Consider the following 12,659-nt stretch of genomic DNA (forward strand, 5'->3'; position numbering starts at 1 on the left):
ACCTCAGTGAACGGTGACGCTCCACAGCTCGCGGTTGTTCGACCGGACCTCGCCGTCGGCCTCGTACTCGCCGACGATCCGGAGCCGGCCGTGCGCGAAGCGGTGGTTGTCGAGCAGCAGCAGGTCACCGCGCTCCAGCGGGAAGCAGGCGAAGAACGCCTCGTCCGCGCTCGCCTCCATCAGGTACGCCAGCGACTCGCGGTACTCCTCGAACTCCGGGATCCGCCCGCCCGTCGCCTCGACCTTGGCGAGCAGGTCCTGCTTGAGCCGCACGCCCACGTCGTACGGGCCGCGGGCGTCCGGCAGCGGGTAGAGCAGCGGCAGGTCGCTGAGCTCCTCGCGGACGTTGTTCGCCTCGAAGGTGAGCGGGGTGCCCGAGAGCCGGGCGAAGTGCCGCTCGAAGACCTCGCCGTCCCGTTCGGCGAGCCGGGTGAACAGCTCGTTCCAGCACAGCACCACGGACTCGCCGCGCTCCCCCGCCGGGGCCTCCCGCCAGCCCGGCTCGACCATCAGCATCGCGAAGTGCGAGGGCCGCGGCGAGCGCCAGGACCGGGCCGAGTGCGGCCGCAGGCCGCCCGCCACGTAGTGCACCGACTGGGCGCCGGTGACCTTCTTCTTGTACTTGACCCGGTTGATCTGCGGGTGCGGGTCGGTCTTCTCCAGCGCGCTCAGCGACGAGTAGTTCATCAGCGGCTCGCCGAAGCGGCCGAGGAAGTCCAGGTAGCGGTCCGGGTCCAGCGGGAAGCCGCGGACCAGGCAGATCCGGTTCTTCTCCATCGTCTCGCGGGCCTCGGCCGCGACCTGCTCGACGGACTTCCCGGCGCCCTCGACGCGCTCGTCCTGGATCTGCCGGGCCAGCGGGCTCTGCGGGTGCATCGTCCTTGCCTTCCTTGACGTGGGTGGTGGGGTCGCGCGGGCCCGGGGCCCGCGGCGGGACGGCCGGACGGCTCCTAGGCGGCGGTGGCGACCGCGGCGCGGCGCTGGAAGTCCCGGGCCTCGGCGAGCCGGCCGGAGCGGGCCAGCAGGGTGGCGTGGGTGAGCAGGGTCAGCCGGTCGGCCTCCGGGCGGTCGGCCGCCGGGGCCAGCAGGGCCAGCGCCTCCCCGGTGCGGCCCCGGCCGGCCAGGAAGCCGGCGAACTCGGCCCGGAGCTCGGCCTGCGCGGCGTTGGCCGCCAGGCTCTGCCGGTAGAGCACCTCGGCCAGCTCCGGGTCGCCGAGCCGGTCGGCGGTCAGCCGGGCCAGCTTGCCCAGGGTGTGCGGGTGGTGGGGGCGCAGGGCGAGCGCCCGCAGCATCAGCCGGCGGCCCTCGGCGACGTCGTCCCGGTGCTGGACCAGGTGCAGGGCGTAGTTGCACAGCGTGCGGGGGTGGTCCGGGTCCAGCCGCAGGGCGGCCCGGTAGCGTTCGCCCGCGTAGTCGGGGTCCTGCTTCTTGTGCTCGGCGAACAGCGCGAAGTTGCTGTTCACCCGGGCGTACCGGGTGTCGGCGGGGACGGGCCGGCCGGCCTCGCGCTTCTTGTCGTCCGGCGCCCAGTGGATCTTCTCGGTCCACAGCGCCAGCAGCCGCAGGTCGTTGGCCTCCTGCGGGTAGCGCCGCTGCGCCTCGGCCAGCCCGATCGGGTCCGGCCGGTCGGCGAGGTAGCCGAAGCGGCGCATGGTCTCCCACTCGGAGAGGGTGATCAGCTCCTTGAGCTCCTCCGGGTAGTCGGGGCGGATCGTCGTCGCGTTGATCCGGCTGCCGCCCGCCAGCACCGAGCGGTCGAAGCGCTCGCCGGCCAGGTCGAGGAAGCGGGCGAAGTCCTCCTGGAGGTTCTCCTGCCGGCCGACGAAGTCGACCTCGGCGCCCGGCTCGCCCACGTAGGAGGCGTAGATGTTGCCCAGGGCGCCCGGCAGGGTGGTCACCGCGCGGCGCACGAAGGTCTCGAAGTCGTCGCTCTCGCAGTGCTCGTCCAGCGGGTACTGCGGGCGCCAGCCCTTCTCCATCCGGTAGGACCAGTAGGAGCGGTACCACTCCAGCGGGTCGCGCACGAAGGCGCCGACGAAGGAGTACGCGGAGCGGTCGAAGTCGGCCAGCAGGTCGTGCTCGCGCATGCCCGGGTCGCCGACGTCCTCGAAGGCGAGGCCGAGTTCCCGGATCTTGCGGCGGATCCAGGTGCTGCCCGTCTTGGGCGTCAGCAGCAACAGCGCGTTACTGCCGAGGAGGTGAATGGCCATGGTCTGCTTCCTCGTTCTGCGGGTCGGCCGCCTTCCGGCGCGCGGCCCGGGGGGAGTCGAACAACTTCACCGTGCTGCCCGGGGCCGGGCCCGGCTCCGGGGCGCCGGGGGCGGGGGCGGGCCGCAGCCAGCGGTCCAGGAACCCGGCGGTCAGCCCGTCCAGGGCGGCCCGGTTGGCGGCGGTCACCACCTCGTGGCCCTCGTCGGGGAAGAGCGCCAGGGTCGCGTCCCGGTCGGCCCGGGCCAGTGCCATGAACATCCGGGTCGCCATCTCGGCCGGCACCCGGCTGTCGTTGGCGCCGTGCACCAGCAGCACCGGGCAGCGCACCCCGGCGGCCCGGTTCACCGGCGAGCGCTCGGCCAGGGCGGCCCGCTGCTCCGGCCGGGACGGGTCGCCGATCCGGCGCCGCAGCATCGGGGCGGCGCTGCGCCAGAAGGCCGGCGGCTCGGCGACGAAGCCCACCAGGTCGGTCAGCGGCGAGCTGGCCACCGCGCAGCGCAGCGGACGGTCGGTGGTGGCGGCCAGTTGCAGCACCGCGTAGCCGCCGTAGCTGCCGCCGACCAGGGCGATCCGGTCCGGGTCGGCCAGCCCCTCGGCGACCGCCCAGTCCAGGGTGTCCTCCAGGTCGTCCTGCATCGCGGCGCCCCACTGCCCGTCGGCGGCGGCGATCCAGCCGGAGCCGAAGCCGGTGGAGCCGCGGAAGTTCGGCTCGATGACGGTGCAGCCGCGGGCGGCCAGCCAGGCCCGCCGCTCGGTGTAGCGCCAGCGGCTGCGCCGCCACGGGCCGCCGTGCACCAGCAGCACCGCCGGGCCCGGGCCGTCCGGGGGGCGCGGCCCGGTGGGGCGGGTGACGTAGCCGACGGCGCGCCGGCCGTCGCGCAGCGGCACCTCGACCGGGCGGCACTCCACCGGCAGCGGCGCCCGCCCCGGCCGGGCCTCGCACAGCGGCCGGGTGCCGCCGCCGTCCGGGTCGTGCACCAGGTAGTGGACGTCCCGCTCCGGGCGGTGCGAGGCGACCAGCCAGGCGCCCGGGCGGCGTTCCAGCACCTCCGGCTCGGTGCCCAGCGCGGTCCGCAGCCGCTGCACCGCGTCCGCCCACCGGCCGTCCAACGGGACGCAGGCGAGCCGCTCGCGCTCGACGTGGACCAGCTCCGGCAGGCCGTCCGGGCCGGTCAGCACCCCGGCGTAGTCGCCGCCGGCGACCCGGTGCAGGGTGCGCGGCGCGCCCGCGGGCGCGCCGGGGCGGCAGTCGAGTTCGGCCAGCCGGACGCCGTCCGGGCCGTCCGGCAGCACCAGGTGCAGCCGGGCCGGGTCGGCGGCGAACCCGAGCACCCGGGCGGTCAGCGCGTCCTCGTGCGGCACGTGCAGGTAGCGGGCCCCGGGGACCGGCCGGCCGCCGTCCCCGGTGGCGAGGTGGCGCAGTTCGCGCGCGCCGTCCGGGAGCACGGTCTCGGCGAGCCGGGGCCGCAGCTCCCGGTCGAAGTAGACGGCGGCGTGCGCGGAGCCGGTCAGCACCGGGGTGCCCGCCCCGGTGCGCAGGCAGATCCGCAGGTAGTCGCGGTGGCCGGGCGCGGCGGCGTCGACCGCGACCACCACCTGGTCGGGGTGCCGCTCGGAGAGCCCGGCGATCCGCATCCGGGCGGCGCCGTCGCCCAGCCGCTGCCACTGCCCGGACTCGACCCGGACCAGGTGCAGCGCCCAGTTCTCGGCGCCAGCCGCGTCCGCCTCGGCCTCGGCCAGGCCGACGCCCGGCAGGTGCGTCCAGGTGAAGGCCCGGCAGCGGGCCGCGCCGACCCGGCCGCGGTGCACCTCCCGGCCCCGCGCCAGGTCGTGCAGCACCAGCCGGACCGCCGCGCTGCCGCTGGACAGCCAGGCGGCGAACCGGCCGTCCGCGCTGATCGAGGGGACGCCGTTGAGCTCGCCGCCCGGCTCGCTCACGGGGCGGTCCGGGCCGCCGCGTGGGCCCGCTCGACGCAGGCCGCCACCGCCGCGATCTCGGTCTCCCGGGGCACGCTGATCCGCACCCCGGCCGGCCAGTCGGCGGGGTAGCCCTGGAGGTCGTGCAGCAGCCGGGTGAGGTAGCCCGCCGCCTTGAGCTCCGCGACGACCGACTCGGCGCGGGGGGTCTCCAGGCAGACGTAGTTGGCGTCCGAGGGCCACACCCGCACGCCCTCGACCGCGGCCAGCGCGGCCGCCAGGGTCTCCCGGGCGGCCCGCGCCCGGCGGACGCTCTCCTCCACCGCCGCGGGCTCGGCCAGCAGCCGCAGCACGGTCTGCTGGGCGACGCCGGAGACGCTGTTGGGCATCAGCCAGAACGGGAAGTCCGGGCGGGCGAAGCCCTGCGAGACCGCGAAGCCGATCCGCAGGTTGGCCATCCCCCAGGCCTTGGAGAAGGTCCGCACCACCACCAGGTGGGGGAACTCCGCCACCAGGCCGAGCGCGGTGGCGGGGGCGAAGTCCGCGTAGACCTCGTCCAGCACCACCAGGCCGCGGGCGCGCTCCAGCAGGGCCCGGACGTCCGCCGGGTCGAACTGGTAGCCCAGCGGGTTGCGCGGCGAGCAGAGCACGATCACCGCCTCGGGCCGGTCCAGGAACGGTTCGAGGGCGGGCAGCAGCTCGGCGGGCTCGCGCACCGGCACCGCCCGGTAGTTCCAGCCCTGCTGGCGCGAGACGGTCGCGGTGAGGTGGAAGTTCGGGGTGACGTCGACCACCAGGCCGCGGTAGGCGCTGCGCAGCAGCGTGTCGATGAGCTGGGTGGCTCCGGCGCCGACCCGGACGAACGGGGCGGGGACGCTGAACCGGGCGGCGACGGCGGCGGCGACGTTCTCGCTCCAGACGTCGCCCTTGTTGGTGAGGTCGATCGGGTCGGCGGCCAGCCGCAGCAGCTCGGACTGCTCCCGCGGGTCGAGGAACTGGTTGCCGGTCCAGGTCAGGTTCAGGGTCATCAGGGGGTTCCCCGCCTAGGTGTGTTGGGTGGCGCCGGTCGGTTCGGGCCGGAGCTGGAAGCGGCGCTTCTTCCCGCCCGGCGGGGTGATCCGCTCGCACTGCTCCAGCTCGGGGTCCTCGCCGGGCAGCAGGCGGGCCAGCGCCTCGCGCAGCAGGCCGGCCACCGCCGCCGGGTCGGCGGGCTCCCCCGCCCCGGCGGGCCCGGTCGGCTCGGCGGTCCAGCGCAGCAGCGTCCGCCGCCCGCCGCCGAGTTCGAAGCGGAAGTCGGCCAGCCCGGGGACGGAGCCGACCGCGCGGGTCACCTCGTCGGCGGTCAGCTCGCCGGTGCGGAAGGGCACCGTCCCCGGCTCCCGGCCGCGCAGCCGCAGCAGGCGCTGCGTGCCGTCGGCGGCGGTCTCCAGTTCGGCGAAGTCGCCGGTGCGGTAGCGGACGAAGACGGTGCTGCGGTTGACCAGGTTGGTGAGCACCAGCTCGCCGGCCCCGGAGGGCGCGAGCCGGCCCGCCGCGTCGAGGACCTCCAGCCGGACGTTCTCGCCCAGCACCCGGTAGACCCGCTCGTTGGGCGCGGTGGCGGCGATCAGGCCGCCCTCGGTGGAGGCCAGCGCGTCCACCAGGGGCGCGCCGAAGTAGCCGGTGAGCCGGGCCCGGTCGTCGGGGTGCAGCGGCTCCCCGCTGGTCAGCAGCAGCCGGGGCCGCCAGGGCGCCCGCGCCATGCCCTGCCGGAGCAGTTCGGTGCGCAGGTCCAGCAGGTAGGTCGGCTTGCCGTACAGGACCGGGGCCGGGAACCGGGCCAGGACGGCCGGGACGGACGCCCCCGCGTCGGGCAGTTGCAGGCGCAGGTAGAGCCCGTCGTTCAGGGCCGGGAGCGGGCGGACGAAAGTGGGCCGTCCGGGTTTGTTGCTGACGAACAGGACCGCGGGCGCGCCGCGCGAGAAGAGCTCCCCGGGCAGTCCGGCGATTTCCCGGATCTGGGCGAAGAAGCGGTGGTTCACCGCGTACCAGGCGGATTCGTCCAGGGCCACTTCCAGCGGCTGCCCGGTGGTGCCGCTGGAGGATATCCGGTGCTCCGGTTCGCCGGCCCCCTCCGGGCGGAACCGCCCGCCCTCCGCCTGGTGCTCGGCCCGGCCCACCAGGGGGAAGTCGGCGTCCGCGCCGAGTTCTCGGTAGAAGGGGACGCGCCGGCGGGCGTACGCGAGGAATTCGGAATGCACGCTTGCCATGAAACCTGCTTCGTCCGGAAATTCAGACACTTCTTCCGTCGGCAGGAGTGTGACACTTTGCATCTCGCGGTGTCAACCATCGGAAAAGCATTCCCGGGGAACGCCGAAATGGCCCCGGAGAGCACCGGAGGTGTGCTCGCCAAGGCCCTTCCGGTATGGAATTTTTTATCGGTCCTCAGCGGGCGGCCAGCGCCGCCAGCTCGTCGACGTCGTACTCGGCCCGCGAGAAGTCGCCGTAGCGGGTCAGCTTTCCGCGGCTGGCCCATTTGCGGACGGTCGCCTCGGAGACCCCGGCGGCCTGGGCCGCCAGCCGGGTCGGCAGGGTGCGCGGGCGGGCCGCGGCCGGGGCGCCGGGGCCGCCGGGGCCGCCGTGGGCGCCGGGGGCGGTCAGGGTGCGGCGCAGGGCCAGCCACTCGCCGACCTGCCAGTCGTGCCCGGCCGCGCAGCGGACCGCGCCGCCGGGCCGGGGCCCGGCCGTCGACGCCTCCACCGGGCTCCCGCAGCCGGGCCGCGGACAGCGGCCCAGCAGGACCGCGTCCGCGCCGCGCCGGCGCAGCACCCCGCGCGCCGCCGCCGCGGCCGCGCCGAACTCGTCGGCGGCCTCGTCGGCGGCCGGCAGGGCGAGCAGCGCGTCGAGGTGGCGCAGCAGGAACGCGGCCAGCGGGCCGGCCTCCCGGGCGGGCGCCGGGGCGGCGGGCAGCCGGTCGGCGACCGCCCCGGCCCAGCAGGCCAGCGTCCCGGTGATGCCGGTGCGGGCGGCGCTGGCCTCCTCGTCGAAGCCCGGGCCGCCGCCCCGGCGACCACCGCTGACCCGTTCGCGCAGCGGCATCGCGGCCGGCTGGCGCAGCGACTCCAGTTCGCGGTGCAGCCGCTCCAGCTCCACCAGGGCCGCCGCGATCCGGTCGCGGAGCCGGGGCGACGGGCTGGTGCCGCCGCCCGCCGGGGTGTCGTCCACGGCTCGGTTCATGGGTGCTCCTCTGGGCGCGGGGCCCGGTGGCGGGCCGGCGGTGGGGCGGCGGGCGTCCGGTCCGGTCAGTCCCAGCCCCAGCTGCCGGCGGCGACCGTCGCCGTCCCGGCGGGCGCCGCGGCCTCGGCGGCGGCCGTCCCGGTCCCGGCGGCGGTCGGGAGCTCCGCCGTCGCGACCCCCAGCACGGCGGCGGCCGCCGCGGCGAGGACGAGCGAGGTCAGGAAGCGCACAGACATGGGGGATCCTTTTCGCGGGGACGTCGAATTCACTGGGGACCGGCCTTCCCGGAGGAGAATTGCGGCATTCCCGCCGCCCCCTGATTCCAAGAATTCACCTGACCGCCACGAATCAAAGGTGACACATCTTCCGGGCGTCGCTCCAGGTCTGCCCGGTGGCCTCATGCTGCCCAGGCAACAAGGTGCCATTCACCGCGCCAGGCGCACCGTTCCGTCGCACAGACCGGCAAGTCCCATACCGCCGGAAACGACCAAATCGGAACGTACGGCACCGCCCCGGAGCAGCTGCCGGACCACCGCGAGAACCCGCTCGCCCGCTATGCGCGCGCTCGGCCCGGTGAGGTAGATGACTCCCAAATGTCCGGAACCACTCGTTCTAGGCGCGTAGACATGTTGCACGAGACAGTCCGAGGGGTGGGCGGACATTTCCCGCGCGACGTCATTGATGTCCCAGGAACCCGCGACGGGATCGGCCGCGGCTCCGACTGCGGGGCCGACCGCGCGGTCGGCTCCGCGGCCCGGAACGGAGTCCGGAACGCGGTCCGGACCGGCATCGGGGCTCGGAACGCCGAACCGGATATGTATCGCATACACGGCTGTCCATGGTGGCACGGCGCCGCCCGGGAAACGGACCCGCGAAAGGCCGCTAACTGCCATGGCAGCACACGGCCACCGGCCGGTCAGATCCAGCCGGCCCGGCCCGCCAGCACCCCGGCCTCGAAGCGGCTGCGGGCGCCGAGCCGGCCGGTGAGGTCCGCCATCATCCGCCGCACCGTGCGCAGCGAGACGCCGAGCTGACGGGCCGCCACCTGGTCGGTGCTGCCCGCCTCCAGCAGCCGCAGCAGCTCCAGCTCCTGCGCCGTCGGCCCGTCCTGCTTGCCGGGCCGCACCCCCTCCAGCGGCTGGCCCTGCTGCCAGGACACCTCGAAGAGGTGCACCAGCGCGGCCAGCACCCCGGGCGCGCGCACCATGACGGCGCCGACCTTGGTGTTCTTCGGGTCGGCCGGGAGCAGCGCCGTCTCCCGGTCCACGATCAGCATCCGGATCGGCAGCGACGGGATGGTGCGGATCTCGCCGCCGAGGCCGGCCAGCCAGTGGGCGTACTCGGTGGTGGCCCGGTCGTTGCGGACGCTGTCCAGGTAGAGGGTGCGGATCCGGACACCGGCGGCCAGGGTCCGCTCGTCCAGCGGGCGGCTGGCGTCCAGCGCCTCCCGGCTCTGCGCGCCGCCCGGCATGAAGGACATCAGCTCCTGCCGCGCCTGCCCGGCCAGTTCGGCCAGCCGGGCCCGGACCGAGGCCACCTCGTCCAGCCGCTCCAGGCTGAGGTTGCCGCGCTGGCCCCAGTGGGCCGAGTAGACGGCGGCCAGCTCGGCGGCCTCGCTGCGGGCGTCGGCGAGCTGGGCCTGCTGGGCCCGGATCTCGCTCTCGCGCCGGTTCAGCAGCGCGGCCAGCCCGATCTCGGGGTTGAGCGCGACGGGGCCGGCGGAGTCCTCCGGCGCGTACAGCATGGAGAGTTCGGCCAGGCCGTCCAGGCAGGTGCGCACCTCGGTCTCGGCCATCGTGAGCTGGTGGGCGATCTCGGGGACCCCCCAGCCGGGGCGGGCGACCACCGTGCGGTAGACCTCCAGCAGGCGGTCGTTCAGCCCCAGCAGGGTGGAGAGCCGCCCCTGCTCCGCTCCGGGTTCTCCCCTGCCGTCGCCCAATGCACGCATCTCTCGCACCCTCTCCACGTACACGTCGCGGGCCGCCGCATGTCGAGGGATCTCCCCGCGTCCGCCGCCCGCAGCGATGGTAGTCGGCGGGGGGCATGTCCACACCAGGGGAGGGTGTCCGGAGAGCCGGACAACACCAGGTCAGAGGCCCTCTCCCGCGGCCGGGGCACCGTCCACCAGCTCGGCCGGCGGCCGTCCCGGGGCCCGCGCGGCGAGCGCGCGGGACAGCTGCCCCCACCCGGCGGGCGGCAGCAGCGCCGCCGCCTCGTCGGCCCCGCACAGCCGCCACTCGGCCAACTCCCCCGGGTCGAGCCGGATCCGGGCCAGCTCGGGCTCCGTCAGCGGGCCGCCGTCGAAGACCTGCACCGCCCGGGGCCGGTCGCCGGGGCGGTGCACCCAGTCCACGGCCAGCAGCCGGCCCGGGGCGCGGTCCAGGCCGAGCTCCTCCGCCACCTCCCGGACGGCCGCCGCCCGGGGCGTCTCCGCGCCCGCCTCCACGGTGCCGCCGGGCAGCCCCCAGTGCGGGCCGCCCGCCGCGGACCTCAGCCGCACCAGCAGCACCCGGCCGTCCGCGTCGGTGAACACCACCCGGACCTTGGCGACCGCCGCGGGCAGCTCGACCCGGCTCGGCTCCTCCAGGTGGAAGCACAGCTCGTTGCCCTCGGGATCGGTCACGGACACCCGCGGCCCACCCGCGCCGTCCACCGCCCGCACCCGCAGCACCGCGACGTCCGGCACCACCAGGTCGAGCCGGACCCGGCCGCCGCCCCCGCCCGGCCCGACCGGCCGGAAGCACAGCCCCGGCAGCCCCGGCGCCCCCGGCAGCACGACCCGCACCCGCCCCGCCTCCTCCTCGACCACCGCCCCGCCGAGCAGGTCGGCCCAGAACCCGGCCAGTTCGCGGGGGTTGCGGGCCGGTACCACGATCCGTGACAGCTGCATGCGGGGAGGGTAACGGGTGCCCGGGGGCGCTCCCCCGACGAGCCCGCCGCGCGGTCGGCACGCGGTCGGCACGGTTCGGCGCGGTCAGTGCAGCCAGGAGAGTTCGGCGGCGCGGGCACCGGCCTGGAACCGGCTGCGGGCCTCCAGGAGGTCCATCACCTCGGAGATCAGCCGCCTGACGGTGCGTTCGGAGATGCCGAGCTTGCGGGCCGCGACCACGTCGGTGTCGCCCTGGTGGAGGATCCGCAGCAGGGCGTAGTGCTGGCCCGACAGGCCGTTCCGGTCCCGGCTCCTGGTGTCGCCGAGCGGGGTGGCGCCCGACCAGACCAGGTCGAACAGGGCGCACATGGCGGCGATCGCGCCCTTGCCGTACAGCACGGTCGCGGTGTCGCTGCGCTCGGGATCGAGCGGGACGATGGCGGCCTCGCGGTCCACGACGATCATCCGCATCGGCAGCGAGGGCACGGTCCGCACCTGGCCGCCCCGCTCGCCCAGCCAGCGGGCGTAGTCGGTGGTGGGCTGGTGGTTGCGCACCGAGTCCAGGAAGATGGTGCGCAGTTCGACGCCGCGCAGCAGCAGTTCCTCGTCGAGCGGGCGGCTGGACCGGCGGGCGGACTCGCTCTGCCCGCCGCCGGGGATGAACGCCAGCACCTGGGAGCGGGTGCGCGCGCCGAGTTCGGCCAGCCGGTCGCGGATGGCGTCCACGCCGACCAGGTCCTCGGTCTGGGTGAAGCGCCGGCCGGAGGCCGACTCGGCACGGATCACCTCGAAGGCGGCCTGGGCCCGTTCCACCTCCTGCCGGTGGGCGAGGAGTTCCGCCTCCCGGTGGGCGAGCAGGGCCTTGAGGCCGAGTTCCGGGATCACCGGGCGCATGGTGAGCGGGTCGTCCCAGGAGGAGCGGAGCAGCGAGAGCCGGGTGAGCTCCTGATAGGCGGAGCGGACCTCGCCCCCGGACAGGTCGAGTTCGGCGGAGAGGTCGGCCGCAGGTGCCTCGGGGTTGCGCAGCAGCGCCTGGTAGACCCGGCTCGCCGCCTCACTCAGGCCGAACGACTTCAGCTCGGCCTGCATGTCAGGACGCGTCCGGTGTGCGACGTATTCGATCGAAGCCGTTCATCATGCGCACGGTATCCCCCACCTTCCGACCAACATGATCGCTTGCGGTGTAGGTCTAGACCACTGGTGCGCGTGGTGTCAAAGGTTTTCGCCGAAGTTCCCAGCGGATTGCTCAGCCCGCGAGATAGCGGTCCAGCCGGCCGATCGGATTCACCGGTTTCCAGGTCATGTAGGGGATTTCGTCGTTCCGCCGGGCTTCGTCCGGTTGGAGCGCCTTGACCGGATGGTGCAGGTGCACCATGAAATCGTCGTAGCTGTACAGCGCGGTCGCCGCCTGCAGCCGCAGCACCAGGTCCACGTCCTCGCCGCCCCAGCTCTCGTACCGCTCGTCCATCCCGCCGATCCGGTCGAACACCTCCCGGGTCAGCCACACGCAGCCGCCCACCGGTCGGCGCATCCAGAACCCGCGCAGCCCGGCCGGATCGAGCGCCGGCGCCCCGCCCGGGCCCCGGGCGTGCACCGCCCGCCGGCTGGACTCCTCGTCCAGGTACAGCATGTCGCGGTACGGCAGGAAGGCGCCCGTGCCCGGGGCGCGGAACCGCTCCAGGCTCCGGGCGACGAAGCCGCGGTCGGGCAGCAGGTCGGCGTCGAAGACGCAGACGGTCTCGGCCTCCACCACGGAGTTGGCCACGCCGGCGTTCACCACCCAGGCCTTGTTGAAGGCGCCGGGGTGCGGCGCGAACAGGTACTCGTCGGCCGCCCCCTCGATCTCCGCCCGGCGGCGCGGCACCTCGTCCGCCTCGACCACCGTCACCGTGTACCCGCCCGGCACCGGGTCCTGGTCGCGCAGCGCGGCCAGGCAGGCCAGCAGGTTGCGCAGCCGGTGCCCGTCCGCGCCGCGGTCCCGGAACGGCACCACCACCTGCGCGGCCCGGCCCGGGGCGGTGGTCCGGGCCGCAGCCCCGGTGCCGGGCCGGTCGGCCGGGGCGGGCCGGAGGTCCGGGCCGACGGCCGCGCCCAGGTGGTGGCCGATCCGGCCGCGCTGCGCCGTCCGCCAGGCCAACTCGGTCAGCGGCCGCATCCGCTCGGGGAACTTCTCGATCATCGGGACCAGCGCGGCCACCAGGGCGCGGTGGTGCTCGGGCCGCTCCGGTTCGGCCAGCAGCCGCCGGGCGGCCGGGGCGAACGGCGCGGCGTCCTCGTCACCCGCGAGCCGGGCCAGTTCCTCGGTCAGCGGTTGCGTGCGGTACCAGTGGTACGGGTTGGCGGCCCGCGCGTGCGGGTCCGCATGGATCACCAGCGCGTCCGCGACGAGGCGTGCCGCGACCGGCGGGTCGGTGGCGCGAAGCCAGGACATGGTGGTCTCCGAATT

At 75.3% G+C, this 12,659-nt stretch carries 11 protein-coding genes; all 11 read right to left on the reverse strand.

From position 1 onward, the window contains the following. Positions 1-3 precede the first annotated feature (3 nt). Positions 4-876 carry a TauD/TfdA family dioxygenase gene (locus ACIQVD_RS24595; RefSeq protein ID WP_400684116.1) on the reverse strand — a complete coding sequence of 291 codons (873 nt, stop codon included), beginning with the start codon at positions 874-876 and terminating at the stop codon, positions 4-6. Positions 877-950: 74 nt separating this feature from the next. Beyond that, positions 951-2,210, reverse strand: coding sequence for a hypothetical protein (locus tag ACIQVD_RS24600; RefSeq protein WP_400684114.1), 1,260 nt, complete (start codon positions 2,208-2,210; stop codon positions 951-953). Then, complete coding sequence (locus ACIQVD_RS24605) at positions 2,185-4,149, reverse strand: alpha/beta hydrolase family protein (RefSeq protein ID WP_402291705.1); 1,965 nt, start codon at positions 4,147-4,149, stop codon at positions 2,185-2,187. Before ACIQVD_RS24605 ends, ACIQVD_RS24600 begins: the two co-directional genes overlap by 26 nt. Further along, entirely contained in the window at positions 4,146-5,156 is a 1,011-nt protein-coding gene (locus ACIQVD_RS24610) for a pyridoxal phosphate-dependent aminotransferase (RefSeq protein WP_402291706.1), read from the reverse strand. Before ACIQVD_RS24610 ends, ACIQVD_RS24605 begins: the two co-directional genes overlap by 4 nt. A 15-nt stretch (positions 5,157-5,171) precedes the next feature. Beyond that, a complete protein-coding gene (locus tag ACIQVD_RS24615) occupies positions 5,172-6,368 on the reverse strand; it encodes a hypothetical protein (RefSeq protein ID WP_402291707.1) in 1,197 nt (398 codons plus the stop codon). A gap of 184 nt (positions 6,369-6,552) precedes the next feature. Continuing rightward, positions 6,553-7,344, reverse strand: a complete 792-nt coding sequence (locus ACIQVD_RS24620) for a hypothetical protein (RefSeq protein ID WP_402291708.1) — start codon at positions 7,342-7,344, stop codon at positions 6,553-6,555. A 65-nt stretch (positions 7,345-7,409) separates the two neighbouring features. Then, positions 7,410-7,580 (reverse strand): hypothetical protein, encoded by a 171-nt coding sequence (locus ACIQVD_RS24625; protein WP_400684100.1) that lies wholly within the window; start codon positions 7,578-7,580, stop codon positions 7,410-7,412. Between the two features lie 680 nt (positions 7,581-8,260). Next, complete coding sequence (locus ACIQVD_RS24630) at positions 8,261-9,292, reverse strand: LuxR C-terminal-related transcriptional regulator (RefSeq protein ID WP_400684097.1); 1,032 nt, start codon at positions 9,290-9,292, stop codon at positions 8,261-8,263. A gap of 141 nt (positions 9,293-9,433) precedes the next feature. After that, the gene (locus ACIQVD_RS24635) at positions 9,434-10,234 is read right to left on the reverse strand and encodes an NUDIX domain-containing protein (protein WP_402291709.1); all 801 of its coding nucleotides are present in this window, start codon (positions 10,232-10,234) and stop codon (positions 9,434-9,436) included. 84 nt (positions 10,235-10,318) lie between these two features. Beyond that, a complete protein-coding gene (locus ACIQVD_RS24640) occupies positions 10,319-11,302 on the reverse strand; it encodes a helix-turn-helix transcriptional regulator (protein ID WP_402291710.1) in 984 nt (327 codons plus the stop codon). A 157-nt stretch (positions 11,303-11,459) separates the two neighbouring features. Next, entirely contained in the window at positions 11,460-12,644 is a 1,185-nt protein-coding gene (locus ACIQVD_RS24645; RefSeq protein WP_402291711.1) for a glycosyltransferase family 2 protein, read from the reverse strand. Between the last annotated feature and the right edge of the window lie 15 nt (positions 12,645-12,659).

The organism is Kitasatospora sp. NPDC090308 (genome assembly GCF_044769485.1).
Classification (GTDB): Bacteria; Actinomycetota; Actinomycetes; order Streptomycetales; family Streptomycetaceae; genus Kitasatospora; species Kitasatospora fiedleri.

Coding starts and splice junctions, on each gene's coding strand:
- ACIQVD_RS24595 (WP_400684116.1), bottom strand. CDS start 876: ATGCACCCGCAGAGCCCGCTGGCCCGGCAGATCCAGGACGAGCGCGTC.
- ACIQVD_RS24600 (WP_400684114.1), bottom strand. CDS start 2,210: ATGGCCATTCACCTCCTCGGCAGTAACGCGCTGTTGCTGCTGACGCCC.
- ACIQVD_RS24610 (WP_402291706.1), bottom strand. CDS start 5,156: ATGACCCTGAACCTGACCTGGACCGGCAACCAGTTCCTCGACCCGCGG.
- ACIQVD_RS24620 (WP_402291708.1), bottom strand. CDS start 7,344: ATGAACCGAGCCGTGGACGACACCCCGGCGGGCGGCGGCACCAGCCCG.
- ACIQVD_RS24625 (WP_400684100.1), bottom strand. CDS start 7,580: ATGTCTGTGCGCTTCCTGACCTCGCTCGTCCTCGCCGCGGCGGCCGCC.
- ACIQVD_RS24630 (WP_400684097.1), bottom strand. CDS start 9,292: ATGCGTGCATTGGGCGACGGCAGGGGAGAACCCGGAGCGGAGCAGGGG.
- ACIQVD_RS24635 (WP_402291709.1), bottom strand. CDS start 10,234: ATGCAGCTGTCACGGATCGTGGTACCGGCCCGCAACCCCCGCGAACTG.
- ACIQVD_RS24640 (WP_402291710.1), bottom strand. CDS start 11,302: ATGCAGGCCGAGCTGAAGTCGTTCGGCCTGAGTGAGGCGGCGAGCCGG.
- ACIQVD_RS24645 (WP_402291711.1), bottom strand. CDS start 12,644: ATGTCCTGGCTTCGCGCCACCGACCCGCCGGTCGCGGCACGCCTCGTC.